Here is a 24,903-nt window from a genome sequence, read left to right as displayed (position 1 = left end):
ACGTCCGACACCCCGCGCGCCCGGCTTGGGTTACAAACGAGCCTCTCGAACCGACAAACCCAAGACCAGGAGGATTTCAATCATGCGTGTGCGCACCGGAATCGTGCTGCTCGTCGTGCTGCTGATCGCGGCGCTGGCGGCGCTCAACTGGGGGCAGCTGTCCACGCCCACCACGATGTCGCTCGGCTTCATGGAAATGTCGGCGCCGCTTGGGCTGGTGATGCTGGCGCTGACGGTCGCGCTCGGCGTTCTCGGCCTGGCCTACGTGCTGTACCTGCAAAGCACCGTCCTGCTGGAAACGCGCCGCCACGGCAAGGAGATGCAGGCGCAGCGCGACCTGGCCGACAAGGCCGAAGCCTCGCGCTTCACCGAGTTGCGCACCTACCTGGACGCCCAGGAGCAGGCGCGGACGCTGCGGGTGGCGGAGCTGCAGCAGCAGCTGTCTGCCCGGATGGAGCAGCTCGAGAATTCGTTCAGGTCGCGCGTCGACCAGTCGGACAACACCACGGCGGCGCATATCGGACAACTCGAGGACCGCATCGAGCGCCGCAACGTGCCCACGGATATCAACCCGCAGATCTGATGCGCGCGGCTACTTGGCCTCGAGCACCCAGGCAGCCAGCTTCCGGGCGTCTTCCTCGCTGACCTGGGGGTTGGCCGGCATGGGCACCGGGCCCCACACGCCCGAGCCGCCCTTGCGGATCTTGTCGGCGAGCTTGTCGACGGCGCCGGCATCGCCCTTGTACTTGGCCGCGACATCCGTGAATGCCGGGCCGATGACCTTCTTGTCCACCGAGTGGCAGGCCATGCAATTCTTGGCCTTGGCCAGTTGCAGGTCGGCCAGGGCTGGGCCCGCCAGAGCGGCGGACAGGCACAGAAACAACAACGTACGCTTCATGGAACGACATGCAGCGCATGGCTGCGCTACATTTAGTGACTAAGTTGCTGCGATTCTAGGCGCCAGTGCACGGTCGCGTTGTCGCGGCGTCCGGTGCGCCTGCGAGAGTGCCGTCAAAAGACAGAGGGTAGACGATGTGGTTCCTGGGACTGGGCCTTGCGCTGGTGGCCCTCAAGTACTTCGAGGTCGGTCCGGTGGCCCAGCTGACCTGGCTGTGGGTGCTCTCGCCCTTTGCGCTGGCCCTGGTCTGGTGGGCGTGGGCCGACTGGTCGGGCTACACCAAGCGCAAGGCGGTCGAGCGTGACGAAGCGCGCAAACAGGAGCGCATCGACCGCCAGCGCAGCCAGCTGGGCATGCTGGGCGGCCGTTCGCGCAGCAAGCGCCGCTAGCGCGGCGCCGCGGCTGCGTCAGAACTTGTCGAGGACGGCGCCCTCGCTGGCGCTCGATGCATTGAAGGCGAACTTGGCCTGCACCCCGCGCGTGTAGCGCGGCGCCGGCGGCGTCCAGCCTTCGCGGCGTGCGGCGATCTCGGCCTCGGGCACGTTCAGCTCCAGCTTGAGTTCGCGCGCGTCGATGGTGATGGAGTCGCCTTCCTTGACGAAGGCAATCGTGCCGCCGGCGGCCGCTTCGGGTGCCACGTGCCCGACCACCATGCCCCAGGTGCCGCCGGAGAACCGGCCGTCGGTGATCAGCCCCACGCTCTCGCCCAGGCCGGCGCCGATGAGCGCGCCGGTGGGTGCCAGCATCTCGGGCATGCCCGGGCCGCCCTTGGGGCCGAGGTAGCGAAGCACCATGACGTCACCGGCCTTGATCTTGCCGTCCAGGATGGCCTGCAGGGCCGACTGCTCGTCGTCGAACACGCGGGCCGGGCCGGTGATGGTGGGGTTCTTCAGGCCGGTGATCTTGGCCACGGCGCCTTCGGGCGAGAGGTTGCCCTTGAGGATGGCCAGGTGGCCTTGCTCGTACATCGGCTTGTCGATCGGACGGATGACGTCCTGGTCGGCCGCGGGGACGTCGGGCACGTCGGCCAGCGTCTGGGCAATGGTCTTGCCGGTGATGGTGATGCAGTCCCCGTGCAGCAGGCCCGCATTGAGAAGCACCTTCATGACCTGCGGGATGCCGCCGGCCTTGTGCAGGTCGACCGCCAGGTACTTGCCGCTGGGCTTGAGGTCGCAGATCACCGGCACCTTCTTGCGCATGCGTTCGAAGTCGTCGATCGACCAGTCCACGCCGGCCGCGTGGGCGATGGCCAGGAAGTGCAGCACCGCGTTGGTCGAGCCCCCCGTGGCCATGATGACGGCCACCGCGTTCTCGATCGCCTTCTTGGTCACGATGTCGCGCGGCTTGAGGTCGTTCCTGATCGCCTCGACCAGCGCCTTGGCCGATTCCCTGGCCGAGTTTTCCTTCTCGTCATGCGGGTTGGCCATGGTCGACGAATAGGGCAGGCTCATGCCCAGCGCCTCGAATGCGCTGGACATCGTGTTGGCGGTGTACATGCCGCCGCACGAGCCGGTGCCGGGAATGGCGCGCTTCTCGATCTCCTTGAGATCGTCGTCGCTCATGTTGCCGGCGGCGTTCTGGCCGACTGCCTCGAACACGCTGACGATGTTCAGGTCCTGGCCCTTGTAGCGGCCCGGGAGGATGGTGCCGCCATAGACGTAGATGGCCGGCACATTGGCGCGCAGCATGCCCATCATGCCGCCGGGCATGTTCTTGTCGCAGCCGCCGACCACGAGCACGCCGTCCATCCACTGGCCGCCGACGCAGGTCTCGATGCAGTCGGAGATCACCTCGCGGCTGACCAGCGAGTACTTCATGCCTTCGGTTCCCATGGCCATGCCGTCGGAAATGGTGGGCGTGCCGAACACCTGGGCATTGCCGCCGGCTTCCTCGATGCCGGCGATGGCCGCGTCGGCCAGCTTCTGCAGGCCGCTGTTGCACGGCGTGATGGTGCTGTGGCCGTTGGCCACGCCGACCATGGGCTTCTTGAAGTCGCCCTCTTCGTAGCCCATGGCGTAGAACATGGAGCGGTTGGGCGCGCGCGACTTGCCTTCGGTGATGTTGGCGCTGCGGCGGTTGATCTGGATGGTCTTGGTGTCCATGGCGGTCTCTCGGTCCGGTCAATCTCGTGGGGCCCCGAGTATCCCGCGCTTCACTGATTGCTTCCAATCCTATTTTTGCTTTGTATTGATATGCTGGGCGAATGAGTCAAGGTATCGATCTGCGCGCCTGGCGGCAATTCCTCGCGGTTGCCGAGGAGCTGCACTTCGGCCGTGCGGCGGCGCGGCTGCACATGACGCAGCCGCCGGTCACGCAGGCCATCGCCCAACTGGAGAAGACCCTGGAAGTGCGCCTGTTCGACCGCACCCGGCGCCGGGTCGCGCTCACGCCGGCCGGCGAGGCGCTGCTGCCCGAGGTGCGCGACCTGCTGGCGCGGGCGCAGGCGTTGCCCGGGCGGGCGCGCGCTGCCGCTGCCGGCGAGGTGGGGCGGGTGCGGCTGGCGTTCGTGTCGACCATCGGCTTCGAGCATCTGCCGGTGTGGGTGCGCGAGTTCCGGGCGGCCAGCCCGGAGGTGTCGCTGGAACTCGTGGAGGCCACCGGCGACGTGCAACTGGCCGCCTTCGAGCGCGGCGACATCGACGCCGGCCTGATGCTGCACTCGCCCGGCGCCGCCGCGCCCGGTCTGCAGCACCTGCCCGTGGCGCGCGAACCGCTGGTGCTGGCGATGCCCGAGGCACATGCGCTCGCCCGGCTGCCGGCGCTGCCCCTGGCCGCGGTGCTGGCCGAGCCGCTGGTGGTCTTTCCGCGCCGGATCGTGCCGTCGCTGCACGATGCCATCTTCAGCCTGTACCACGCCGCCGGCTGCACGCCCCGCGTGGCGCAGGAGGCGATCCAGATGCAGACCATCGTCAACCTGGTCTGGGGCGGCCTCGGCGTGGCGTGGGTGCCGGCCAGCGTCATGCAGTTTCGCCGCGCCGGCGTGGTGTATCGCGCCGCCGATGAGCTAGCGCTGCCGCCGCGCCGCGCGGCGCGCACGTCGCCGGCGCTGCCGGCCTGCGAAACCAGCCTGGTGTGGCCACCGGAGGGCGAGCAGCCCGCCTTGCGGCGCTTCATCGATTTCGTCCGGGCGCGCCTGGCGCCATTGCCCGGCCGGGCACAATAGTTGGATGCTCATGTATCCGCACATCGACCCGGTGGCACTGCAGCTGGGTCCGATCGCCATTCACTGGTATGGCCTGACCTATCTCGCCGCCTTCGGCCTGTTCTATTTCCTGGCGACGCGCCGCCTGCACCACGAACCGTTCCGCTCGATCGCGCAGCCGCTGCCGTGGACGCGCAAGGACGTGGAGGACATCCTGTTCCTTGGCGTCATGGGCGTGGTGGTCGGCGGCCGCCTGGGCTACTGCCTGTTCTACAAGCCGGAGTACTACGCCGTCCATCCGCTGGAGGTGCTGTTCGTCTGGAAGGGCGGCATGAGCTTCCACGGCGGCCTGCTCGGCGTCATCGGCGCCATGGGCTGGTATGCACATTCGCGCGGGCGGCCTTTCTGGCAGGTGATGGATTTCGTGGCGCCGTGCGTGCCGACCGGACTGGCCGCCGGACGGGTCGGCAACTTCATCAACGGCGAACTCTGGGGACGCTTTTCGAGCCCCGATCTGCCATGGGGCATGGTGTTTCCGCAAAGCGGCTCGATGCTGCCGCGCCACCCTTCGCAGGTCTACCAGTTCCTGCTCGAAGGGCTGCTGCTTTTCGTGATTCTGTGGTTGTACGCGCGCAAGCCGCACCTGCCACGCCGGGTGTCCGCGGTCTTCCTGATCGGCTATGGCGCGATGCGTTTCATCGCCGAATTCTTCCGCGAGCCGGACGACTTCCTCGGGCTGCTGGCATTGAACATGAGCATGGGCCAGTGGTTGTGCATTCCCATGCTGGCGTTGGGCGCCTGGCTCTACTGGAGCGCCGGGCGGGCGGCGCAAGCGCAAGGCCCGGCCAAGGCGGCGGCGCGGCGCTGAGCCGCATTGGGCCCGATCACCGCGAGCCGAGCGGCGAGGGGCCCGCTGCATCCGCGCCTTCGTCAGGCGTGGCCAGCGCAAGGCGCAGGCGGCTTTCGAAGCGCAATTCGCGCCCGTCGAGCGGATCACGAAACGACAGCGACCGGGCCAGCAGCTGGAGCGGGCGATCGAAGTCGTCCGGCCCCTCGGGGTGCAGCACGGGGTAGTAATCGTCATTGACGATGGGCATGCCCAGTGCGGCGCAATGGACGCGCAACTGGTGCTTGCGCCCGCTGATCGGCAGCAGCCGCAGGTGCGCGCGTTCGCCGGCGGCGTGCAGCAGCTCGATGCGGGTCTCGGAATTGGGGGTGCCGGGCACCTCCTGCGTGCGCAGAAACGACGCGTCGTCGCACAACAGGCTGCGGTGCACCGGCGGAATCGACAGGCCGGGCTGCCAATGGACGATGGCCTCGTATTCCTTGTGGACGGACCGGTCGCGAAACAGCGCCTGGTACGGCTCGCGGGCCGCGGCGTCCAGCGAGAACAGCACCAGGCCGGCGGTGCCCCGGTCGATGCGATGCAATGGCGACAGCGACTCGATGCCCAGACGCCGCTTGAGCCGCACCAGCAGGCTTTCCTGCAGATAGCGCCCGGTCGGCACGACCGGCAGGAAGTGGGGCTTGTCCGCCACCAGGATCCGGTCGTCGCGGTAGAGCACCTGCTCCTGGAAGGGAATCGGCGATTCCCGGGCGAGTGTGCGCCAGTACCACAGGCGCAGGTGGGGCCGGCACGGTGCGTCCGCGTCGACCGGACGACCGGCGTCGTCCACGACCTCTCCGGCCGCCATGCGCGAGTGCCATTCGTCCCGCGCGACCAGCGCGAAGCGCTCGGCGAAGAAATCCAGCACGGTCGGCCACGCGCCGGGTGGCACCGCGACCCAGCTTGCGCTCACGCCGTCGCGCATCGGCAAGGGCGAAACCGGCCGCACACGGCGGCGCGGCTTGGGCGCAAGGGGGTTGCCCTGGGCGTCGATCCTTCTCATAATTACGCGTAATTATCGACCCGTCATTCTCTGGTTGACACGAAGGCCTGCATTTTCGCCATGCGCGTGGTTCACAACTCCCTTCACGACGAAGTCGCGGCCAGCCTGCGCGAAGAGATCTTCGCCGGCCGCCTGCCGCCCGGCAGCTTCGTCGACGAGGCCGCTTTGTGCGCGCGCCTGGAGATTTCGCGCACACCGCTGCGCGAGGCGCTGAAGGTGCTCACCGCCGAGGGACTGCTGCGGCACGAGCCGCGGCGCGGCTGTTTCGTGGCCGAGGTGACCCAGCGGGACCTGGACGAGATCTTCCCGGTCATCGCGCTGCTCGAGGGCCGCTGCGCCTACGAGGCCGCGCGCCACGCCAACGATGCCGACATCGCCGCGCTGGCCGTCCTGCACGACAAGCTCGAGCGCCACGCCAGGGCGCGCCGCATCAACGACTACTACGCGACCAACTACGCCATTCACGAAGCCATCATCCTGCTGGCCGACAATCGGTGGCTGGCGCAGGTCATCGGCGACCTGCGCAAGATACTGAAGCTCGCCCGCTTGCAGCAACTGCACGCGCCCGGCCGGCTGGAGCAGAGCCTGTCGGAGCACCTGGCCGTGTTTGCCGCGCTGAAGGCGCGCGACTGCAACGGCGCCGAAGCTGCCATGCGGACCCATCTCGACCGTCAACGCGAGGCGCTGCACGAGGTAGCGCGCCTTTCCACCTCCCGCATCACCGCAACATGAACACCTCCATCCTGACCATGACCGGCAACAGCATGCGCAACCTGGCCGACAGCATGCGCAGCGGTGCGCGCGCGCCACGCTCGATGGAAGAGCGCATGGAAGCCACCTTGCGCAGGCCCGGCGAGGCGCTGTCGCCCCGCGCGCTGCGAAAGGCGTTGGCCGACATGCAGGCCATCGTCGATGCGCGCCTGAGCGAAGTCGAGGCTGGCCGCCGTGCCGCGGAGGTGGCGCAGTGGTACGCCACGCTGTCGGCCGACGAGCGGCGCGACGTGTGGCTGCTGATGAGCGAACGTTTCGCGCCCGACGCCGCCAGAATCCAGGCCGCCCGTGCCCAGTACGACGCGGCGGTCAGCCGCGGCGGGGAGTCCGGCCAGGCCGAGGTGCGACTGCGCCGGGCGCTGGTCTCGCCGCGTGCCCGGCTGCTGCAGCGCTTCGCAGTGGCCGAGCCGGGCATGCGCTTCCTGATCGATCTGCGCGCCGAACTGCTGCCGCACCTGCGGGAGGACACGCGCCTGGTGGCGCTGGAGGCCGAGCTCGAGCACCTTTTCTCGACCTGGTTCGACGTCGCCTTTCTCGACCTGCGGCGCATCAGCTGGGATTCGCCGGCGTCGCTCATCGAGAAGCTGATCCGCTACGAGGCGGTGCACGACATCCGCAGCTGGTCCGACGTGAAGAACCGGCTCGACAGCGACCGCCGCTGCTACGGCTTCTTCCACCCGCGCCTGCCCAACGAGCCGCTGATCTTCGTCGAGGTGGCGTTGCTCGACCACATCAGCGACGGCATCACGCCGCTGCTGGACGAAGCGGCCGCGGCGGGCGACCTGTCGCGTGCCACCACCGCCATCTTCTATTCCATCAGCAGCACGCAAGTGGGGCTGCGCGGCGTGAGCTTCGGCGATTCCCTGATCAAGCGCGTCGTGGAGACGCTCTCGAGCGAGTTTCCCAAGCTGAAGGTCTTCGCCACGCTCTCGCCCGTCCCGGGCTTCCGCGGCTGGCTGGCCAAGAATGCCGCCGCCTTGCTGGAGGCCACCGACGACAAGCGCCGCGCCGAGCTCGGTCGTGCCATCGGCCAGCCCGACGTCGACGCCGCAGCTGTGCTGCGCGCCGCCGAGCAGCCGCTGGCGCTGGAAGCCCGCTCGCCGGTTCGCCAGTGGCTGATGCGTGCCTGCGCCCGCTACCTCGGCGCCGAGCTCAAGGACGGGCAGCCGGTCGACCCGGTGGCGCGCTTCCACCTGGGCAACGGCGCCCGCGTGGAGCGCCTCAACTGGGGCGGCGACCCGTCCGCCAAGGGCCTCAAGCAATCCTATGGCCTGATGGTCAACTACCTGTACGACCTCAAGCGCCTGGACAAGCATCGCGCGCTGCTGGCGCAGGGAAGGGTGCCGGTCTCGCGCGAGATCGACGGCCTGCGCGGCTGAGGCGGAGCATGTCGACGCAATCACAGGCGCGAATGCCGCCCGCGCAAGGGCCCGGGGAAACCGCGGCCGTGCCGGACATCCGCCTCGAGCGGCACGGCGCGCTCGCCACCGTCACCCTGTCGAACCTGCCGCGCCTCAATGCCATGACGCGCAGCATGTGGCTGGCCCTGCGCGCGGCGTTCGAGTCGCTCAATGCCGACGCCGACCTGCGCTGCGTGGTCTTGCGCGGGGAGGGCGGCAGCTTCTGCGCCGGTGGCGACATCTCCGAATACCCCGGCTTCCGCTTCGACGAGGCACAACTGGCGCACTTCCACGAGGTGCAGGTGTGGGGCGCGCTGCACGCCATCCTCGAATGCCCGGTGCCGGTGGTCGCGGCGATCGAAGGCGCGTGCATGGGCGCCGGCCTGGAGATCGCGAGCTGCTGCGACATCCGCCTGGCAGGCGAAGGCAGCCGGTTCGGCGCGCCGATCGCCAGGCTGGGCTTTCCCATGGCGCCGCGTGAGGCTGCGCTGGTGCACGCTGCGGTCGGCGACGCGCTGGTGCGCGACATGCTCTTTTGCGCCGGCGTGCATACGGCCGAACGCCTGCTGCAAGCCGGGTTCCTGCTGCGCGTGCTGCCCGATGCGCAGGTGGCTGCTGCGGCGCAGGCCTGCGCCGGCCGCATCGCCGAACTCGCGCCGTTGGCGGCGCGCGCCAACAAGCGCAACCTGCGCCTGCTCGCGGCCACCCGGGTTGCGCCCGAATTGCTCGAAGGCGCGTATGGCTATGCTGACAGCCCGGAGCACCGCGAGGGCGTCGGCGCCTTTCTGGACAAGCGCCCACCCCGTTTCTGATCGCGCCGCCGCAAGGCGGTGCGTACTTCCTTCCCGTCGATCGCGTCATGAAGAAAACACAAGACAACACCAACCTGTTCGTGGCCCTGCGCGCCGCCTTTCCGGCCGACCTGGACGCCGTCGCCGTCGAAACCGATGACGGCCTGAAATACAGCTGGCGCGACCTCGAGCGCGCCAGCGCCATGATCGCCAACCTGCTCGATTCGCTGCGCCTGGAGCCCGGCGCGCGAATCGCGGTGCAGGTCGAGAAGTCGGTCGAGGCCATGCTGTTGTATCTCGGCACGCTGCGCGCGGGCTATGTGTTTCTGCCGCTCAACACGGCCTACCAGAGCGCCGAGATCGAGTACTTCATCGGCAATGCCGAGCCGGCGGTCGTGGTGTGCACGTCGCGCAACGAGGCGTGGGTGCGGCCGATCGCGCAGGCGGCCGGCACCGCGCACGTCTTCACGCTGGACGACGATCGCACCGGCACGCTGCTCCAAGCGGCCGCCCGTTGCCGCGACCGCCATGTGCCGGCGCGCAGGAAGGCCGACGACCTGGCCGCCATCCTCTACACCAGCGGCACCACGGGCCGCAGCAAGGGGGCCATGCTCACCCATGGCAACCTGTTGTCCAACGCCTTGGTGCTCAAGGACTACTGGGGCTGGACCGAGGGCGACGTGCTGATCCACGCGCTGCCCATCTTTCACGTGCACGGCCTGTTCGTCGCCATCCACGGCGCGCTGCTCAACGGCAGCAAGATGATCTGGATGTCGAAGTTCGACCCGAAGCGGGTGATCGAACGCATGCCCGAGGCGAGCGTGTTCATGGGCGTGCCCACGCTCTACGTGCGCATGCTGGCCGAGCCGGCGCTCGATCGCCGCAACGCCGGCAACATGCGGCTGTTCGTCTCGGGCTCGGCGCCGCTGCTGATCGAGACCTTCAACGAATGGCGCGAGCGCACCGGCCACACCATCCTGGAGCGCTACGGCATGAGCGAGACGGTGATGCTCACCTCCAACCCGTACGAGCCGGCGCAGGGCGAGCGGCGCGGCGGCACGGTGGGCTTTCCGCTGCCGGGTGTCTCGCTGCGGGTGCGCGACGACCAGGGCCAGGACCTGCCGACCGGCGAGATCGGCAACATCCAGGTTCGCGGCCCCAATGTCTTTGCCGGCTACTGGCGCATGCCCGAGAAGACGAAGGAGGAGTTCACCGCCGACGCCTACTTCAAGACCGGCGACGTCGGGAAGGTGGATTCGCTGGGCTACGTGACCATCGTGGGCCGCAGCAAGGACCTCATCATCAGCGGCGGCTACAACGTCTACCCGGCGGAGGTGGAGGCCTTCATCAACGAACTGCCCGGCGTGGCCGAGAGCGCCCTGGTGGGCGTGCCGCATCCGGACTTCGGCGAGGTCGGCGTGGCCATCGTCATTGCGCGCGCCGGTGCCACGCTCGACGCTGACGCCATCGTGCGCGAACTCAAGGCGCGACTGGCCAACTTCAAGATTCCGAAGCGCTGCTTCGTGGTCGACGAACTGCCGCGCAACACCATGGGCAAGGTGCAGAAGGCGCTGCTGCGCGAGCAGCACAAGCAGCTGTTCGCAGGTTGAGGCGGCCGGGTCCGGCACACGCCGGACGCATGGGCGGGCCCTAGACGACCAGCAGCACCGCGGTGGAGCTTTCCGCCACCACCTTGGTCGCCACCGAACCCATCAGCGCGCGGCCGATGATGCCGTGGCCATGTGTGCCCATGACGATCAGGCCGGCGGCGTTTTCCTTGGCCGCCGCGATGATCTGCTCGGCCGCGTGGCCGTGGCGCGCATCGATGCGGAAGTTCTCGATGCCGCGCTCGGCCAGCAGCTTGCGGGCCGGCTCGAGCACCTTTTCCTGCTCTTCGCGGTAGTAGTCCTGCACCACTTCCTTGCTGACGTGGCGCGTGACGTGGCTGGGTACGCCGGCGCAGGCGTGCACGACGATCAACTCGTGGCCATCGACGAACATGGCGCGGTTGGCCGCCACGTAGTCGAGCGCCTTGGTGGTGAACGCACTGCCGTCGACGGCAAGGATGATCTTCATGAGCGTGCCTCTCTTGATTGGAGCGGCGCCGGGCCGCCGGTGCGTGGCATCTTATTCAACACGCACGCGTGCAAGCCGGATGACCTGCGCGGCCGTCGGGGCATCAGCGGCCGGACAGCCCCTTCCAGAGCATGTAGGCCGCCAGCGCGTACAGGATGCTGGCGAAGATCCGCTTGAGCCGGGTCACCGGCAGTGCGTGCGCGGCCTTGGCGCCCAGCGGCGCGGTCATCACGCTGCACAGCGCGATCACGGCCAGCGCCGGCAGCCAGATGTAGCCGAACGAGGCCGGCGGCAAGCCGGTCGCCGCGTTGCCGGCGATGACGTAGCCCACCACGTTCGCCACCGCGATCGGGAATCCCAGCGCGGCGCTGGTGGCGACCGCGTTGTGGATGGGCACGTTGCACCAGGCCATGAAAGGAACGCTGATGAATCCGCCGCCGGCGCCCACCAGCCCCGACATGAAGCCGATGGTGCCGCCCGCGCCGAGCTGCCCGGCGGTGCCCGGCATCTGGCGCGACGGCGGCGGCTTGCGGTCCAGGAACATCTGAGTGGCGGAGAAGGCGACGAACACCGCGAACAGCACGGCCAGCCAGGCGCCCTTGAGCAGGGCGAACACGCCCATGCTGGCCACCAGCGCCCCGCCGATGATGCCGGGTGCCAGGCGCCGCACGATGTCCCAGCGCACGGCGCCGCGCTTGTGGTGCGCGCGCACGCTGGAGATCGAGGTGAACATGATGGTGGCCATCGACGTGGCGATCGCCATCTTCACCGCCAGCCCGGGATCCACGCCGACCTCGGTCATGATGATGGTGATGAAGGGCACCATCACCATGCCCCCGCCGATACCCAGCAGTCCGGCCAGGAAACCTGCCCCGATACCCAGTGCGGCGAGTTCAAGAACGATCAATGGGCTGAGCATAGGAAACGTGAGGTCGGACGGGTAGACAACGGAAAAGCCGACCGCCCCGGGGAGCGGGGCAGTGGCCGTGAAGGGGAGTTGCGCGCCGGGGCGCTGAAGCGACAGCGCCGCGTGCCGGCAGCAATGCCGGTTCGGCGCTATGGTTCTGGAAGCAACAGGCCGAGAGTTTACCGGGCCTTCGGGCAATGCCCAAGGGTTAACCCAGGGCTGCCGCTGCAACGGCTTCGGGCGTGGCGCCGGGTCGCGTGTTGCGCCGCGCCGAAGCGGAAAAAGGTGTCTGCGAATGCCGCCGGACCGTCATCCTGAACGCAGGGTTCAGGTGGGCGAGGGCAGCAGGGCTTCGGGTTCATCTGACGCGAGATGATCACGCCCGCCAAGCAATTTACCAAGCCCGGGCTCCATAGAGCATTGGTTCAAGGAAATATAAAGCCCGACGCGCACCGCAGACAGGGTCGATTTTACGCCGAAGGCCGCGCCGCGCGCGCGCCGCTGGCGCACAACCTTGTCAGAGAAGATGCCCGTCGCCCGCCAGCACCTGGTCGAGGCGCTGCACCAGCTGCGCGAGGCGGGGGTCGGCCTCGTCGACGGAGCCGGGCAGCGGTGCCGGCGCTGGGGCGGGCGCAGGCTTGTCGGCAGCGCGCTGCAACTGCGCCAGCTCGAAGGCCAGGTTGAGCGAGGCCAGCACCGCGATGCGGTCGCGCGCCTTGACCTTGCCGGCATCGCGGATCTTGTTCATGGCCGCGTCCACACGCTCGACCGCCGCGCGCAACTGGGCCTCTCCGCCTTCGGGACAACCGAGCATGTAGCTCTGTCCCATGATCTGTACTTCGATGTGATTCATGCCGGGCCCTGGGGTGTCGCGTCATCGGCCGGCAGCTTCTCGAGCATGGCCTCGATGCGGGTTCGCGCTGCGGCCAGCCGGGACTTGAGCGCGTCGCGCTCACGCGCGAGCGCGTCGACCTGCTCCTGCAGCAGCACATTGGTGCGCTGCAACTCTTCATGGCGAACCAGGAGGCGCTCGACGCGTTCGGCGATCTGGTCGATGGGGCTGGCGACAGACATGGAAGCGCATTGTATGGGGCTGCGGCCGTGGCGTGCCGGGCCTTAGAATCGGCCGCGTTGGTGCTCGCGCCGTGGTTCACGCGGCGCAGTTCAACGGGAAGCAGGAGGTCCGCGCCGTGTCCACGGCCAGGCCAGCCTGCGCTGCCCCCGCAACGGTCAAGCAGCAGGAAGCGCACGCCATGCGTGCGTTCTCCACTCCCGCCAATCAGCCACTGGGTGCCCTGAAACAGGCGCCTGGGAAGGCGGCGGGAGGGCTGTCAGCCCGGATACCGGCCAACGAGGCGAGCCGCTGCACCTGGTGCAGTGCTGCTCATTTGACGCCCACACATCCGGCGGGGAGGCCGGATCGGGTTCTTGTTTTCGGGTTCACGATGAATCAACGTCCCCTCCGCACCGGTGCCGCTTCGCACCGACGCGTCCGCGCGCTCGCGCGTCCCCTGCTTGTCTGTACCGGCCTGGCGGCCGCCAGCGGCGCCGTGCTGGCGCAGACCCCCGCGCGCGCTGCCGCGCCGACGCTGCCCGAGACCGTGGTCACCGCCGGACGGGTCGAGCAGCGGCTGTCGGACACGCTGGCCGACATCTCGGTGATCGACCGCGACACCATCGAGCGCAGCGGCGCCAACAGCGTGGCCGACGTGCTGTCCCGGGTCCAGGGCATCCAGATCGCCCGCAACGGCGGGCCGGGCAGCACGACCAGCGTTTTCCTGCGCGGCACCGAGACGCGCTTCTCCGCCGTCTTCATCGACGGCGTGCGGGTGGATTCGCAGTCGGTCGGCGGCGCGCCTTGGGAGTCCATTCCGCTGGCGCAGATCGACCGCATCGAGGTCGTGCGCGGTCCGGCCGCGGCAGTCTATGGCTCCGACGCCATCGGCGGCGTGATCCAGCTGTTCACCCGCAAGGGGGAGCCGGGCGTGGCGCCCTACGTGGGCGTCGGCGGCGGCAGCCGCGGACTGTTCAAGGCCGAGGCCGGCGTCAGCGGCGCGAGCGGCGCCGTCGACTATTCGCTGGGCGTCGCCACCGAGCGCAGCCGGGGCTTCAACGCCACCACCACGCCAGGGTTCGACCCGGACGACGACGGCTACGAAACCACCTCGGGCAACCTGCGCCTGGGCCTGCAGATCAATGCGCGCCAGCGCATCGAGGGCACGTTGCTGGGCAACGTGATGGACTCCGACTACGACGACTACGGCTACGACCCGGCCAACCCGGTGGACGACCGCAACCATCACAAGCTTCGCACCGCGGGCATCAACTGGCGCTCGCAGTGGACGGACAACTACCGCACCAACCTGGCCATCACCGACAGCTACAACCTCTACCGCAGCACGCCGAACTTCTACCAGACCGAGACGCGCCAGCGCGGCTACCTGTTCCAGAACGAGCTGCAGTTTGGCCCGCATCGCCTGACCGCCGACCTGGAGCGGCGCGAGGACCAGCTGGACAACGCACCGGGCATCGGCCCCTTCGCCAGCCCGGGCGTGACCGGCAAGCGCGGGCAGGACGGCGTCGCGCTGGGCTACGGCTTCCAGCAGGGGCCGCACACGCTGCAGCTGAATGCGCGCCATGACGACGACAGCGAGTTCGGCGGCAACACCACCGGCAGCGCCGCCTACGGCTTCGCGTTCACGCCGGCCTGGCGCGCGACCGTGTCGGCCGGCACCGCCTTCCGCGCGCCGACGCTCTACCAGCGCTTCAGCGAATACGGCGTCGCCAGCCTTCAGCCCGAGGAAAGCACCAACTACGAAGCCGGCCTGCGCTGGGCGCAGGACGCGAGCAGCGTGGCCATGACCGTCTACCGCAACCGCGTGCGCAATCTGATCGACTTCGACTACGCCTCGACCGCCTGCCAGTCGCCCTTCGGCTGCTACGGCAACGTCGGCCGCGCGCAGTACGAAGGGGTGACGCTCACCGCCACTCATCGCATCGGCAACGTGTCGCTGCGCGGTTCGTTCGACTGGCAGGACCCGCGCGACCTCGAGACCGACAAGATGCTGGTGCGGCGCGCCCGCCAGTACGGCACGCTGGGCGCCGACTGGCGACTGGGCGAATGGCTGCTCGGTGGCGAGGTCGTGGCTTCGGGCCAGCGCTACGCCGACGCGGACAACACGCAGACGCTGGGCGGCTACACCTTGCTGAACCTCAGCCTGGCCCGGCCGATCGGCCGCGGCCTGGACCTGCTGGTCCGGCTGGACAATGTCACCGACAAGGACTACGAGCTGGTGCCTGGCTATGCCACGGCCGGCCGGGTCTTCTACGTGGGCGTCAAGTGGAGTCCGAGGTTCTGATCCGAAACGACCTTTCCGGCGCCGTCCCGGTGCGGCGCGAGCTGATCCTGGGCGGCCAGAAGAGCGGCAAGTCGCGGCGCGGCGAGTCGCTGGCCGCGCAGTGGCTTGCGCTTTCGCCGGCGCACCGCGCGGTGCTGCTGGCGACCGGGCTGGCGCATGACGACGAGATGCGCCAGCGAATCGCGCGGCACCGCGCCGAGCGGGCGCAGCGCGTGCCCGGCCTCGAGACGCTGGAGGTTCCGGTGCGCCTTGCCGATGCGTTGCGCGCGCACGAAGCGCCGGGCACGCTGGTGCTGGTCGACTGCCTGACGCTCTGGCTGACCCAGTTGCTGATGCCGCATGACCTTGCCGACGCCGCTCAGCGCAGCGAGGCAGGCGGCGACGCCGCCATCGACGACCTTGTGCTGGCACTGCGCGACGCGCGCGGCCCGGTCGTCCTGGTCGGCAACGAGATCGGCCTGGGCGTGATTCCGCTCGGCCGCGAGGTACGCGCGTTCGTCGATGCGCTGGGCCTGCTCAACCAGCGCGTGGCGGCGGCTTGCGAACGCGTCACGCTGATGGTGGCGGGCCTGCCGCTGGCCATCAAGGAGGTGCCATGATCGGGCGCGTCCTCGCCGGACTGGCGCTGTGCTGGTGGGCACTCGCGGCGTGTGCGGCCGGGCTTGTCGACGACCGGGGCGTCGAGGTGGCGTTCGACGCGCCGCCGCGGCGCATCGTCTCGCTGCTGCCTTCGCTGACCGAGACGGTGTGCGCGCTGGATGCGTGCGATCGCCTGGTCGGCGTCGACGACTTCTCCAACTGGCCCGAGCAGGTTCACAAGCTCCCGCACGTCGGCGGCCTGGAGGACGCCAACGTCGAACGCATCGTCGCGCTGCGGCCCGACGTGGTGCTGCTGGCCACTTCCGCGCGCGTCAGCGGCCGCCTGGAGAACCTCGGGCTGCGCGTCGTCGCGCTCGAGCCCAAGTCGATGAAGGACGTGCAGCGGGTGCTCGGCAAGGTCGGCCAGCTGCTCGGCCGCGAGCCGCAGGCCCGTGCACTCTGGCAGCGCCTGGACGCGGGCGTCAGCGATGCCGCCGCGCAACTGCCGCAGCGTGCGCACGGCAAGCGCGTCTATTTCGAGGTCAACAGCGGCCCCTACGCGGCGGGCGAGTCGTCGTTCATCGGCGAGACGCTGGCACGGCTGGGCGCCGTCAACATCGTGCCGGCTGCGCTCGGCCCCTTTCCCAAGCTCAATCCGGAATTCGTGGTGCGCGCCGATCCGCAGCTCATCATGATGGGCGACCGCAACGCGGTCGACCTGGCGGCGCGGCCCGGCTGGGACGGCATCGACGCGGTGCGCAACCGGCGCGTCTGCGTGTTCAGCGCCGCCGAGGGCGACGTGCTGGTGCGGCCGGGGCCGCGCATGGTCGAGGCCGCCCGGATCATGGCCGCCTGCCTGGAAAAGTACTTCCCGTGACGAGGGCAGGATTCGCGCTGGTCATCGGATTGCTCAGCGCGGCCCTGGCGGTGCTCGGCCTGTGCATCGGCAGCACCGGCCTCGAAAGCCTGCGCCAGATGGCTGGCGACGCCACAGCGATGCAGATCGTGCGCGACATCCGCCTTCCGCGCACGCTCGGCGCCTGGCTGGCCGGCGCGCTGCTGGGCCTGGGCGGCGCGCTGGCCCAGGGCCTGTTCCGCAATCCGCTGGCCGACCCCTACCTCCTGGGCAGTGCGTCCGGCGCCAACCTGGGCGTGTCGCTGCTGCTGGTGGCGTTGGGCGCTTCGCCCGGCAGCGGCGGATGGGCCGCCCGCCTGGGCACGACCGGCGCCGCCTTCGTCGGCGCGCTGCTGGCGGTTGCCGTCACGCTGTCGCTCGCGCGCGGCGTGCAGCAGACGCTGCGCCTGCTGCTGGCCGGCGTGGTCGTGAGCATGGTGCTGGGCGCCACCGCGGCGATGGTGGTGCTGTGGGTGCCCGACATCATGCGTGCCATGCAGGCGTTCATCCTGGGCACCACCGCGTTTCTGGGCTGGCCCAGCGTCGCTCTGCTCGGCGGCGCGCTGCTGGTCTGCCTGCTGCCCGCCATCGGGCTGGCACGCGCGCTCGATGCCCTGGCCCTGGGCGAGGCCAGTGCGCTGAGCCTGGGCATCGCCTTGCCCTGGGTGCGGCTGGCACTGGTGGCGGCGCTGGCGCTGGCCACCGGCGCGGCGGTGGCGCAGGTCGGACTGGTGGCGTTCGTCGGATTGGTGGCGCCGCACCTGGTGCGCGGCATCGTCAAGCCGACGCACGGCTGGCTGGTCTTCCTGGCCGCGCTGATGGGGGGCGCGCTGCTGCTTGCGGCGGACGTGCTGGCGCGCTGGCTGCTGGCGCCGCAGGAGTTGCCGGTGGGCGGCGTGACGGCGCTGCTCGGCGGCGGCTACCTGCTGTGGCTCATGCATCGGAGAAGGCTGTGACGGCCAGCGTGCTCGAAGCGCAGGCCCTGCGGGTCACCGTGCATGGCCGGTGCATCCTCGACGTGCCGCGGCTCGCCGTGCCCGGCGGACGCTGGACCGCGGTGGTCGGGCCCAACGGCGCCGGCAAGACCACCTTGCTCAAGACGCTGGCGCACCTGTTGCCGTCGGCGCAGGGCAGGGTGCACTTGCTGGGCCGCGACATGAACCAGTGGGGCGGCAAGGCGCGCGCCCGCGCCCTGGCATGGCTGGGCCAGAACGAAGGCGGCGCCGAGGACTTGCTGGCGCAGGACGTCGTCATGCTGGGGCGCCTGCCGCACCAGTCGTGGCTGGGCGCCCCGGGCCCGTCCGATCGTGCGGCAGTGGAAGACGCGATGCGCCAGACGCAGAGCTGGGATTGGCGCGAGCGCCCGCTCGGCCAACTCTCCGGCGGCGAGCGCCAGCGGGTGCTGCTGGCGCGCGCGCTGGCGGTGCGGTCGCAGGTCCTGTTGATGGACGAGCCGCTGGCCAACCTTGATGCGCCGCACCAGGCCGACTGGCTGCTCAGCGTCAGGCAACTCGTACGGGACGGCCGCACGGTCGTCAGCGTGCTCCACGAGCTCGGCATGGCGCTGCAGGCCGACGAGCTGCTGGTGCTGGCGCACGGGCGGGTGGTGCACCACGGCCGCACCGACGACGCCGCTTGCCGCCAGGCACTGGTGGACGTCTTCGAGCAGCGCATTGCCCTTCACCAGGTGGCCGGCCAATGGGTCGTGCTGCCGAAGTAACCGACAGGAACCCCGCGACATGCAAGTCGAAAATCCTCCGACCGCCAAGCCCTACGACAAGCCCGAAGGCGAGCGCCGCGGCCTGGTCATCGTCAATACCGGCGACGGCAAGGGAAAGAGCACGGCCGCGTTCGGGCTCGCGCTGCGCGCCCACGGCCGCGGAAAGGCCGTGAAGATCTACCAGTTCATGAAGGTGCCGACCGCGCGCTTCGGCGAGCACCGCATGTTCGAGCAGATCGGCATTCCGATCGAGGGGCTCGGCGACGGGTTCAGCTGGAAGAGCCAGGACCTGGAGCGGTCGGCCGGGCTCGCGCGCGAGGGGTGGCAGCGCGCTCGCGCCGCGATCCTGTCGGGCGAACTCTTCCTGGTCGTGCTCGACGAGATCACCTATCCGCTCATCTATGGCTGGCTGCCGCTCGACGACGTCCTGCAGACCCTGCGCGAGCGCCCGCGCGACGTGCACGTGGCCTTGACGGGCCGGCGCGCGCCGGCCGAGCTGATCGACCTGGCCGATACGGTGACCGAGATGCAGATGGTCAAGCATGCCTTCAAGGCGGGTGTTCCTGCGCAGCGCGGCATCGAGGACTGAACGCGCGTGTGATGATTGCGCACGACCCATGGACCGCCGTGCTGGCGCCGTGCGTGGCACTGGCCGTCGACCGCGCCTTCGGCGAGCCGCCGGCGCGCTGGCATCCGGTCGTCTGGATGGGGCGCTTTCTGGGTTGGGCAGGCCGGCGCATTGCGCCGCCGGACGGAACGGCGCCTGCCCGGGACGTCCGCTCGTTCGCCTGCGGGGCGTTGGCCTGGGCCGCGGGCGCCTGCGCGGTCGTGGCGGTCGCGCTGGCCGCACAGGCGCTGCTTGCCGGCCTTCCTCCATGGTGCGCCGCCGTATTGGCCGGCGTGCTGCTCAAGCCCATGCTGGCCTGGCAGATGCTGCACGACGAAGTGCTCGCGGTCGAACACGCATTGGCCGGTTCGCTGGACGCCGGACGCTCGCGCCTGGGCGCGCTGGTCAGCCGCGACGTCGCGCGGCTCGACGAGGGCCAGGTGCGCGAAAGCGCGATCGAGTCGCTGGCCGAGAACCTCAACGATTCGCTCGTGGCGCCACTCTTCTGGTACGCGCTGGCCGGCTTACCGGGCGCAGCGCTCTATCGGTTCGCCAACACGGCCGATGCCATGTGGGGCTACCGCGGCGCGCGCGCCGGGCGTGTCTGGGAATGGGCCGGCAAGTTCGCGGCGCGCGCCGACGACGTGCTGTCATGGCTGCCGGCGCGCATCACCGCGGTGCTGCTCGCACTGGCCGGCCGGCGCTGGCCGCATGGGCTGCGCGCCCAGGCTCGGCTGGCACCTTCGCCCAACGGCGGCTGGCCGATGGCGGCCATGGCATTGCTGCTTGACGTGCGGCTGGCCAAGCCTGGCGCCTACGCGTTCAATCGCGCCGGCCGGCCGCCCGTGCCGCAGGACACCGCGCGTGCGCTGCGACTGGCCGGGCGCGTGGTGGCCTTGGCCGCGCTGGTCAGCGCAGCCTTGGCACTGGCCGTGGCGGCGGCCGCCGGGGACACGGCATGACGGCGCAGGATGCCCTTGCGCATGGCGGGCCGGACGCGCTGGGCGTGCCGGCCCATGACTTCTCGACCAATGCCAATGCCTGCGGCCCCTGCCCGCAGGCGCTGGCGGCCGTCGTCGCGGCCGACGCCGCGCGCTATCCCGATCCGGCCTACGTGCGATTGCGTGCGCGCCTGGCCGCCTTTCATGGTGTGGCGGTGGCGCGCATTCACCTAGCGGCCAGCGCCAGCGAATTCATCGCGCGCATGACAGCCGCCGTGCTGTGCAGCGGGGGCAGGACGGTCGCCGTGCCGCGGCCCGGCTATGCGGACTACGCGCGCGTGGCCACGGCGCACGGCATGGCGCTGGTGCCGGCTCGCGAGGCCGATCTGGTGTGGCTGTGCGACCCCGGCAGCCCGAGTGGCCAGGCGGCGAGCGCGCCGCCGGAAGCGGCTGCACATGCGGTGCTCGTCATCGACCGTGCCTATGCCCCGCTGCGCCTGGCCGGCACGTCCCTGATGCTGCCGCAGGCGTGGCAGCTGTGGACGCCGAACAAGGCGCTGGGCCTGACCGGCGTGCGCGCGGCCTACGCCATTGCGCCCGACCATCCGCAGGCGTCGGCCCTGGGCGCCAGGCTGGCGGCGCTCATGCCGTCGTGGCCGATCGGTGCGCACGGCGTTGCACTGCTGGAGCAGTGGACAGATGCCGGCGTACAGCGTTGGCTCGCGAGCAGCCTCGAGCGCCTGCGCGCGTGGAAGCAGCAGCAGATCGCGGTCTGCGAATCCCTCGGCTGGCAATGCCTGCCCGGCGAGACCCCTTTCTTCTGCGCCCGGCCGGCGACGGCCGACATCCCGTGGCTGCTGGACACGTTGCGCGCGGCGCATGGCATCAAGCTGCGCGACGCCGGCCCGCTCGGCATGCCGGGCCACGTGCGGCTGAACGCGCTGCAGCCGCCGTCGCAGGCGGCCCTGCACGCTGCGCTGCGGACCCTGCAACCATGACGATTCAGGTCACACTCGCCGCATGAATTCCCGATGCGTCATGGTCCTGGGCACCACCAGCGGTGCCGGCAAGAGCTGGCTGGCCACGGCCCTGTGCCGCTGGTATGCACGGCGCGGCCTGAAGGTGGCGCCGTTCAAGGCGCAGAACATGAGCAACAACGCCCGCGTGGTGGCGGGCGGCGAGATCGGCAGCGCCCAGTACTTCCAGGCGCTGGCCGCGCGTGCCGAGCCCGACGTGCGGATGAATCCGCTGCTGCTCAAGCCGGAGGCGGATACGCGCAGCCAGGTGGTGCTGCTCGGCCGCGTCGACTCCGCCCTGGCCGACACGCCGTGGCGCGCTCGCAGCGAGCGGGTCTGGCCGACGATCGCGCAGTCGCTCGACGCGCTGCGCGCCGAGAACGACGTGGTCGTCATCGAGGGCGCCGGCTCGCCGGCCGAGATCAACCTGATGGCGTCGGACATCGTCAACCTGCGCGTGGCGCGGCATGCGGATGCGCGCTGCCTGCTCGTGACCGACATCGACCGCGGTGGCGCTTTCGCGCATCTGTTCGGCACCTGGTCGCTGCTGCCGCCAGAGGACCGCGCGCGGCTGGCCGGCTTCGTGCTCAACCGCTTCCGCGGCGATGCCGCGCTGCTGGCGCCGGCGCCGCAGGAGCTGGAGCGAATGACCGGCGTGCCCACGGTGGCGACCCTGCCGATGTGGTGGGCGCACGGCCTGCCGGAGGAAGACGGCCTGTACGAGGGCGGCGAACCCGCGGCTGCCGGGCCGGCGGCGGACGCGGCGCGCACGGTCGCCGTGGTCGCCTATCCGCGCATCAGCAACCTCGACGAATTCCAGCCGCTGCGGCGCCTGCCGGGCGTGCGGCTGCGCTGGGCCCGCACCCCGGCGCAGTTGCAGGGTGCCGACACGATCATCCTGCCCGGCTCCAAGGCCACCAGCGCCGACCTGGGCTGGCTGCGCGCCCAGGGGCTGGATGCGGCCATCGCGGCGCATGCCGGCGCCGGCGGCGCGGTCCTGGGCATCTGCGGCGGACTGCAGATGCTGGGCGAGGCGCTGGTCGACCCGCACGGCATCGACGGCAATGCCGCCGGCCTCGGCCTGCTGCCGCTGGTGACGGTGTTCGAGCCGGACAAGACGCTGCGGCGGTGCCACTCGCGCTTCGCGGACGGGTTGCCCGGTCCGTGGTCCGCACTGTCCGGCGTGCCGGTGGCCGGCTACGAGATCCACCACGGGCAGACGGCGCCGCATCCGTCGCTGGTCGCGGCCGGCGACGTGCCGCGGCAGGTGCTGCCCGCGGGCCTGGGCTGGTCCAACGCGGCCGGCAACGTCATGGGCTGCTACGTGCATGGCCTGTTCGAGGATGATCGCGTGCTGCGCGCCCTGTTTGGCGCCGGCGTGCCGACCCTGGACAGCGTGTTCGAAGGCCTGGCCGACTATGTGGACCGATATTTCGCGCCCGGCGTCCTGGCCGGGCTCATCCAACCAGTCAAGACATGAACGACAGTAGTAGCGATCCGCTCATTCCCGCGATCGCGGATCTGCACGACGCCGCCTTCACCGCCGAGGTGCTGGCCGTGCTCGACAACAAGACCAAGCCGGTCGGCTCGCTCGGCCGCCTGGAGGCACTGGCCCTGCGCATCGCGCAGGTGCTGGGGCAGGTGCGGCCGGTGCTCGCCCAGCCGCAGATGCTGGTGTGCGCCGGCGACCACGGGCTGGCGGCGCGCGGCGTCTCGGCCTATCCGGCCGACGTCACCTGGCAGATGGTGCACAACTTCCTCGCGGGCGGGGCGGCGGTCGGCGTGCTGGCGCGCCAGCACGGGCTGGCGCTGACCGTGGTCGATTGCGGCGTGCGCCGCGATTTCGAGGCGCAGCCGGGCCTGCTGGTGCGCAAGATCGCCGCCGGAACCGCGGATGCGTCCCTGGGCAGCGCCATGACGGCGCAGCAATGCGCCGACGCGATCCGCAACGGCCGGGAGATCGTGCGTGGCCTGCCGGGCAACGCCGTGTTGCTGGGCGAGATGGGCATTGGCAACAGCTCGTCGGCCGCGCTGATCCTGGCGCGCCTGGCCGATCTGGACCTGGCGCAATGCGTCGGCCCCGGCACCGGGCTGGATGCCGCCGGCCTGCGGCACAAGCGCGACCTGCTCGGCCAGGTGCTGGCGCGCCACGCCCAGGCGCGTGCGCCGCTGGAAGTGCTGGCCGCCTTCGGCGGATTCGAGATCGCCACGCTGGTGGGCGTGGTGCTGGAGGCGGCGCACCAGCGCCGGGTGATCGTGGTCGACGGCTTCATCACCGCTGCTGCCGTGTTGGTGGCGCACGCGCTCGAACCGCGCGTGGCGCAGCGCTGCGTGGCCGCGCACGAATCTGCCGAGCCGGGACATGCGCTGCTGCTCAGGCAGCTGGGACTGTCGCCGTTGCTGCGGCTCGACCTGCGGCTGGGCGAAGGTTCCGGCGCGGCGCTGGCCTGGCCGCTGCTGATGTCCGCCTGCGCCATTGCGCGCGAGATGGCCAGCTTCGATTCGGCCGGCGTGTCGCGCCAGAGCGCGCAGGCGGGGTCGTCGCCATGACAGGCCTGCGCCATTTCCTGGTGGCCCTGCAGTTCTTCACGCGCATTCCGATCACCGGCTCGCTGGCGCGGTGGGTCGGCTTCGAGCCGGACATGCTGCGCGCCAGTGCCGGCCATTTCCCCGGGGTGGGCTGGATCGTCGGCGCGGTCGGCACGGCCGTCATGTGGGCCGGCCTGCTGCTGCTGCCTGGCGAGGCCGGCGCGCTGGCGGCCGCGCTGCTCGGCCTGGCCGCCACGGTGTGGCTGACCGGCGCCTTCCACGAGGACGGCCTGACCGACATGATCGATGGTCTGGGCGGCTCGGCCGAACGCGAGCGTGCGCTGGAGATCATGAAGGACTCGCGCATCGGCAGCTTCGGCGCGCTGGCGATGGTGCTGACGGTCGGCCTGAAGGTGGCGCTTCTGGCGGCCTTGGCCGACCAGGACGAGTCGGCCGCGCTGGCCGGCCTGCTGGCCGCGCATGTGCTGTCGCGCTTCGCGCCGCTGGCGCTGATGCGCAGCCTGCCGTACGTGGGCGGGGAGGGCGGCAAGGCCAAGCCGATGGCCGACGCGGTGAGCGCCGGGTCGCTGGTGGTGGCGCTGTGCTGGGCCTTGCCGGCGCTTGCGCTGCTGGTGGCCACGCAGCCGGTGGAAAACGTGCTCGGCGCCATGCTGCTGGCGCTGGCGGTGGTGGCCTGGATGCTGCGGCTCCTCCGCCGGCGCCTGGCGGGCTTCACCGGCGACGCGCTGGGCGCGACCCAGCAGCTGTGCGAGGTGGCGCTCTACCTCGGCCTGGCGGTGCAGCTGGCGTGACGCTCTGGTTGCTGCGCCATGGCCCGGTGGACTGCCCGCCGAACCACTGCTATGGCCGCGCCGACGTGCCGGCGCTGGTGCCGCCTGCCGGCGAGATCGCTGCGCGCGTGGCGCCGGCGCTGCCGCATGCGCTGGCGCTGGTGAGCTCGCCGCGCGCGCGCTGCCTGATGCTGGCGCAGGCGCTGCAGGCATTGCGCCCGGACCTGCGCCTGCACACCGATGCGCGCATCGCCGAAATGGACTTCGGCGCCTGGGAGGGCCGCGCCTGGTGCGACATCGACCGCGCCGAGATCGATGCCTGGACCCGCGACTTCGCCGGCGCCCGGGCCGGCGGCAGCGGCGAAAGCACCGCCGGCCTCATGGCGCGGGTGGGCGCGGCGTACGACGCATGGCAGGCGGGCGGGCAGCCGGCGCTGTGGGTCACGCATGCCGGCGTGATGCGCGCGGCCCTGCTGCTGCAGGCCGGCCAGCGCCGGGTGCAGCGCGCCGACCGGTGGCCGGCGCGGGCCATCGGCTGGGGCGAGCTGATCGTGCTCGGCGCGTAGAGCCGGCCGCAAAGCTGGCTGGCGTC

At 70.5% G+C, this 24,903-nt stretch carries 27 protein-coding genes and 1 riboswitch; of the genes, 20 read left to right on the top strand and 7 right to left on the bottom strand.

Going from position 1 to position 24,903, the window contains the following annotated elements; translation table 11 throughout:
* The first annotated feature begins 82 nt into the window (after window positions 1-82).
* A complete protein-coding gene (locus VES41_RS23880; protein WP_324822335.1) occupies window positions 83-583 on the top strand; it encodes a LapA family protein in 501 nt (166 codons plus the stop codon).
* 9 nt (window positions 584-592) lie between these two features.
* Here VES41_RS23880 and VES41_RS23875 read toward each other — a convergent pair whose 3' ends face one another.
* Window positions 593-898 (bottom strand): c-type cytochrome, encoded by a 306-nt coding sequence (locus VES41_RS23875; protein WP_324822332.1) that lies wholly within the window; start codon window positions 896-898, stop codon window positions 593-595.
* A gap of 134 nt (window positions 899-1,032) precedes the next feature.
* Between VES41_RS23875 and VES41_RS23870 the strand changes: the two genes are divergently transcribed.
* On the top strand, window positions 1,033-1,287 hold the full coding sequence (locus tag VES41_RS23870) for a TIGR04438 family Trp-rich protein (protein ID WP_324822329.1): 255 nt from the start codon (window positions 1,033-1,035) through the stop codon (window positions 1,285-1,287).
* Between the two features lie 18 nt (window positions 1,288-1,305).
* On the opposite strand, the gene ilvD is transcribed toward VES41_RS23870, so the two are convergent.
* Window positions 1,306-3,000, bottom strand: a complete 1,695-nt coding sequence (gene ilvD, locus VES41_RS23865; protein ID WP_324822326.1) for a dihydroxy-acid dehydratase — start codon at window positions 2,998-3,000, stop codon at window positions 1,306-1,308.
* Between the two features lie 101 nt (window positions 3,001-3,101).
* On the opposite strand from ilvD, the gene VES41_RS23860 reads away from it, so the two are divergent.
* Both VES41_RS23860 and lgt read left to right on the top strand, forming a co-directional pair.
* Window positions 3,102-4,061 (top strand): LysR family transcriptional regulator, encoded by a 960-nt coding sequence (locus tag VES41_RS23860; RefSeq protein WP_324822323.1) that lies wholly within the window; start codon window positions 3,102-3,104, stop codon window positions 4,059-4,061.
* 4 nt (window positions 4,062-4,065) lie between these two features.
* Entirely contained in the window at window positions 4,066-4,908 is an 843-nt protein-coding gene (lgt, locus tag VES41_RS23855; protein ID WP_324822320.1) for a prolipoprotein diacylglyceryl transferase, read from the top strand.
* Window positions 4,909-4,924: 16 nt separating this feature from the next.
* On the opposite strand, the gene VES41_RS23850 is transcribed toward lgt, so the two are convergent.
* A complete protein-coding gene (locus tag VES41_RS23850) occupies window positions 4,925-5,929 on the bottom strand; it encodes a pseudouridine synthase (protein WP_324822317.1) in 1,005 nt (334 codons plus the stop codon).
* Between the two features lie 60 nt (window positions 5,930-5,989).
* Between VES41_RS23850 and VES41_RS23845 the strand changes: the two genes are divergently transcribed.
* From VES41_RS23845 to VES41_RS23830, 4 genes are read left to right on the top strand one after another with little or no spacing between them, the layout of a single operon-like run.
* On the top strand, window positions 5,990-6,661 hold the full coding sequence (locus VES41_RS23845; protein WP_324822314.1) for a GntR family transcriptional regulator: 672 nt from the start codon (window positions 5,990-5,992) through the stop codon (window positions 6,659-6,661).
* Between the two features lie 17 nt (window positions 6,662-6,678).
* Window positions 6,679-8,079 carry a malonyl-CoA decarboxylase gene (locus VES41_RS23840; protein ID WP_324822581.1) on the top strand — a complete coding sequence of 467 codons (1,401 nt, stop codon included), beginning with the start codon at window positions 6,679-6,681 and terminating at the stop codon, window positions 8,077-8,079.
* A 32-nt stretch (window positions 8,080-8,111) separates the two neighbouring features.
* A complete protein-coding gene (locus tag VES41_RS23835) occupies window positions 8,112-8,912 on the top strand; it encodes an enoyl-CoA hydratase/isomerase family protein (RefSeq protein WP_324822578.1) in 801 nt (266 codons plus the stop codon).
* A 47-nt stretch (window positions 8,913-8,959) separates the two neighbouring features.
* On the top strand, window positions 8,960-10,501 hold the full coding sequence (locus tag VES41_RS23830; RefSeq protein WP_324822311.1) for a malonyl-CoA synthase: 1,542 nt from the start codon (window positions 8,960-8,962) through the stop codon (window positions 10,499-10,501).
* 40 nt (window positions 10,502-10,541) lie between these two features.
* Here the strand turns inward: VES41_RS23830 and VES41_RS23825 are convergent, their stop codons facing one another.
* The 4 genes from VES41_RS23825 to VES41_RS23810 all read right to left on the bottom strand — a co-directional run bounded on the left by VES41_RS23825 (window position 10,542) and on the right by VES41_RS23810 (window position 12,948).
* Window positions 10,542-10,967: a universal stress protein gene (locus tag VES41_RS23825; RefSeq protein WP_324822308.1), complete on the bottom strand. Its 426-nt coding sequence runs from the start codon at window positions 10,965-10,967 to the stop codon at window positions 10,542-10,544.
* Window positions 10,968-11,070: 103 nt separating this feature from the next.
* A complete protein-coding gene (locus tag VES41_RS23820) occupies window positions 11,071-11,886 on the bottom strand; it encodes a sulfite exporter TauE/SafE family protein (RefSeq protein WP_324822306.1) in 816 nt (271 codons plus the stop codon).
* Window positions 11,887-12,391: 505 nt separating this feature from the next.
* Window positions 12,392-12,727, bottom strand: a complete 336-nt coding sequence (locus VES41_RS23815) for a cell division protein ZapA (RefSeq protein WP_324822303.1) — start codon at window positions 12,725-12,727, stop codon at window positions 12,392-12,394.
* On the bottom strand, window positions 12,724-12,948 hold the full coding sequence (locus tag VES41_RS23810; RefSeq protein WP_324822300.1) for a DUF904 domain-containing protein: 225 nt from the start codon (window positions 12,946-12,948) through the stop codon (window positions 12,724-12,726). The genes VES41_RS23815 and VES41_RS23810 overlap by 4 nt, the downstream gene beginning before the upstream one ends.
* Before the next feature lie 41 nt (window positions 12,949-12,989).
* Window positions 12,990-13,240, top strand: a riboswitch (cobalamin riboswitch).
* A 79-nt stretch (window positions 13,241-13,319) separates the two neighbouring features.
* Here VES41_RS23810 and VES41_RS23805 point away from each other — a divergent pair.
* The 12 genes from VES41_RS23805 to VES41_RS23750 are packed head-to-tail and all read left to right on the top strand — an operon-like array spanning window position 13,320 to window position 24,877.
* Complete coding sequence (locus VES41_RS23805) at window positions 13,320-15,233, top strand: TonB-dependent receptor domain-containing protein (protein WP_324822298.1); 1,914 nt, start codon at window positions 13,320-13,322, stop codon at window positions 15,231-15,233.
* Entirely contained in the window at window positions 15,215-15,832 is a 618-nt protein-coding gene (locus VES41_RS23800; protein ID WP_324822295.1) for a bifunctional adenosylcobinamide kinase/adenosylcobinamide-phosphate guanylyltransferase, read from the top strand. Before VES41_RS23805 ends, VES41_RS23800 begins: the two co-directional genes overlap by 19 nt.
* Window positions 15,829-16,689, top strand: a complete 861-nt coding sequence (locus VES41_RS23795) for a helical backbone metal receptor (RefSeq protein ID WP_324822292.1) — start codon at window positions 15,829-15,831, stop codon at window positions 16,687-16,689. Before VES41_RS23800 ends, VES41_RS23795 begins: the two co-directional genes overlap by 4 nt.
* Window positions 16,686-17,663, top strand: a complete 978-nt coding sequence (locus tag VES41_RS23790; protein WP_324822289.1) for an iron ABC transporter permease — start codon at window positions 16,686-16,688, stop codon at window positions 17,661-17,663. The genes VES41_RS23795 and VES41_RS23790 overlap by 4 nt, the downstream gene beginning before the upstream one ends.
* On the top strand, window positions 17,660-18,427 hold the full coding sequence (locus VES41_RS23785; RefSeq protein ID WP_324822287.1) for an ABC transporter ATP-binding protein: 768 nt from the start codon (window positions 17,660-17,662) through the stop codon (window positions 18,425-18,427). Before VES41_RS23790 ends, VES41_RS23785 begins: the two co-directional genes overlap by 4 nt.
* Window positions 18,428-18,446: 19 nt before the next feature.
* On the top strand, window positions 18,447-19,016 hold the full coding sequence (cobO, locus tag VES41_RS23780) for a cob(I)yrinic acid a,c-diamide adenosyltransferase (protein ID WP_324822284.1): 570 nt from the start codon (window positions 18,447-18,449) through the stop codon (window positions 19,014-19,016).
* Between the two features lie 11 nt (window positions 19,017-19,027).
* Window positions 19,028-19,996, top strand: coding sequence for an adenosylcobinamide-phosphate synthase CbiB (cbiB, locus tag VES41_RS23775; RefSeq protein ID WP_324822281.1), 969 nt, complete (start codon window positions 19,028-19,030; stop codon window positions 19,994-19,996).
* Complete coding sequence (locus VES41_RS23770) at window positions 19,993-20,973, top strand: aminotransferase class I/II-fold pyridoxal phosphate-dependent enzyme (protein WP_324822278.1); 981 nt, start codon at window positions 19,993-19,995, stop codon at window positions 20,971-20,973. The genes cbiB and VES41_RS23770 overlap by 4 nt, the downstream gene beginning before the upstream one ends.
* Window positions 20,974-20,995: 22 nt before the next feature.
* Window positions 20,996-22,471 carry a cobyric acid synthase gene (locus tag VES41_RS23765; RefSeq protein WP_324822275.1) on the top strand — a complete coding sequence of 492 codons (1,476 nt, stop codon included), beginning with the start codon at window positions 20,996-20,998 and terminating at the stop codon, window positions 22,469-22,471.
* The gene (gene cobT, locus VES41_RS23760; RefSeq protein WP_324822272.1) at window positions 22,468-23,541 is read left to right on the top strand and encodes a nicotinate-nucleotide--dimethylbenzimidazole phosphoribosyltransferase; all 1,074 of its coding nucleotides are present in this window, start codon (window positions 22,468-22,470) and stop codon (window positions 23,539-23,541) included. Before VES41_RS23765 ends, cobT begins: the two co-directional genes overlap by 4 nt.
* Complete coding sequence (gene cobS, locus VES41_RS23755; protein WP_324822268.1) at window positions 23,538-24,332, top strand: adenosylcobinamide-GDP ribazoletransferase; 795 nt, start codon at window positions 23,538-23,540, stop codon at window positions 24,330-24,332. Before cobT ends, cobS begins: the two co-directional genes overlap by 4 nt.
* Window positions 24,329-24,877: a histidine phosphatase family protein gene (locus VES41_RS23750; protein ID WP_324822266.1), complete on the top strand. Its 549-nt coding sequence runs from the start codon at window positions 24,329-24,331 to the stop codon at window positions 24,875-24,877. The genes cobS and VES41_RS23750 overlap by 4 nt, the downstream gene beginning before the upstream one ends.
* Window positions 24,878-24,903 lie beyond the last annotated feature (26 nt).

Origin of the sequence: Variovorax sp., from assembly GCF_035634955.1 — a bacterium.
Classification (GTDB): Bacteria; Pseudomonadota; Gammaproteobacteria; order Burkholderiales; family Burkholderiaceae_C; genus Variovorax.
The sequence above is the reverse complement of the archived record's forward strand: the minus strand, read 5'-3'. Positions and strand labels throughout refer to the sequence as shown.

What these genes read in the sequence shown, in the direction of transcription:
- VES41_RS23880 (WP_324822335.1), top strand. Translation starts at nt 83, where the DNA reads ATGCGTGTGCGCACCGGAATCGTGCTGCTCGTCGTGCTGCTGATCGCG.
- VES41_RS23875 (WP_324822332.1), bottom strand. Translation starts at nt 898, where the DNA reads ATGAAGCGTACGTTGTTGTTTCTGTGCCTGTCCGCCGCTCTGGCGGGC.
- VES41_RS23870 (WP_324822329.1), top strand. Translation starts at nt 1,033, where the DNA reads ATGTGGTTCCTGGGACTGGGCCTTGCGCTGGTGGCCCTCAAGTACTTC.
- ilvD (WP_324822326.1), bottom strand. Translation starts at nt 3,000, where the DNA reads ATGGACACCAAGACCATCCAGATCAACCGCCGCAGCGCCAACATCACC.
- VES41_RS23860 (WP_324822323.1), top strand. Translation starts at nt 3,102, where the DNA reads ATGAGTCAAGGTATCGATCTGCGCGCCTGGCGGCAATTCCTCGCGGTT.
- lgt (WP_324822320.1), top strand. Translation starts at nt 4,066, where the DNA reads ATGCTCATGTATCCGCACATCGACCCGGTGGCACTGCAGCTGGGTCCG.
- VES41_RS23850 (WP_324822317.1), bottom strand. Translation starts at nt 5,929, where the DNA reads ATGAGAAGGATCGACGCCCAGGGCAACCCCCTTGCGCCCAAGCCGCGC.
- VES41_RS23845 (WP_324822314.1), top strand. Translation starts at nt 5,990, where the DNA reads ATGCGCGTGGTTCACAACTCCCTTCACGACGAAGTCGCGGCCAGCCTG.
- VES41_RS23840 (WP_324822581.1), top strand. Translation starts at nt 6,679, where the DNA reads ATGACCGGCAACAGCATGCGCAACCTGGCCGACAGCATGCGCAGCGGT.
- VES41_RS23835 (WP_324822578.1), top strand. Translation starts at nt 8,112, where the DNA reads ATGCCGCCCGCGCAAGGGCCCGGGGAAACCGCGGCCGTGCCGGACATC.
- VES41_RS23830 (WP_324822311.1), top strand. Translation starts at nt 8,960, where the DNA reads ATGAAGAAAACACAAGACAACACCAACCTGTTCGTGGCCCTGCGCGCC.
- VES41_RS23825 (WP_324822308.1), bottom strand. Translation starts at nt 10,967, where the DNA reads ATGAAGATCATCCTTGCCGTCGACGGCAGTGCGTTCACCACCAAGGCG.
- VES41_RS23820 (WP_324822306.1), bottom strand. Translation starts at nt 11,886, where the DNA reads ATGCTCAGCCCATTGATCGTTCTTGAACTCGCCGCACTGGGTATCGGG.
- VES41_RS23815 (WP_324822303.1), bottom strand. Translation starts at nt 12,727, where the DNA reads ATGAATCACATCGAAGTACAGATCATGGGACAGAGCTACATGCTCGGT.
- VES41_RS23810 (WP_324822300.1), bottom strand. Translation starts at nt 12,948, where the DNA reads ATGTCTGTCGCCAGCCCCATCGACCAGATCGCCGAACGCGTCGAGCGC.
- VES41_RS23805 (WP_324822298.1), top strand. Translation starts at nt 13,320, where the DNA reads ATGAATCAACGTCCCCTCCGCACCGGTGCCGCTTCGCACCGACGCGTC.
- VES41_RS23795 (WP_324822292.1), top strand. Translation starts at nt 15,829, where the DNA reads ATGATCGGGCGCGTCCTCGCCGGACTGGCGCTGTGCTGGTGGGCACTC.
- cobO (WP_324822284.1), top strand. Translation starts at nt 18,447, where the DNA reads ATGCAAGTCGAAAATCCTCCGACCGCCAAGCCCTACGACAAGCCCGAA.
- cbiB (WP_324822281.1), top strand. Translation starts at nt 19,028, where the DNA reads ATGATTGCGCACGACCCATGGACCGCCGTGCTGGCGCCGTGCGTGGCA.
- VES41_RS23770 (WP_324822278.1), top strand. Translation starts at nt 19,993, where the DNA reads ATGACGGCGCAGGATGCCCTTGCGCATGGCGGGCCGGACGCGCTGGGC.
- VES41_RS23765 (WP_324822275.1), top strand. Translation starts at nt 20,996, where the DNA reads ATGAATTCCCGATGCGTCATGGTCCTGGGCACCACCAGCGGTGCCGGC.
- cobT (WP_324822272.1), top strand. Translation starts at nt 22,468, where the DNA reads ATGAACGACAGTAGTAGCGATCCGCTCATTCCCGCGATCGCGGATCTG.
- cobS (WP_324822268.1), top strand. Translation starts at nt 23,538, where the DNA reads ATGACAGGCCTGCGCCATTTCCTGGTGGCCCTGCAGTTCTTCACGCGC.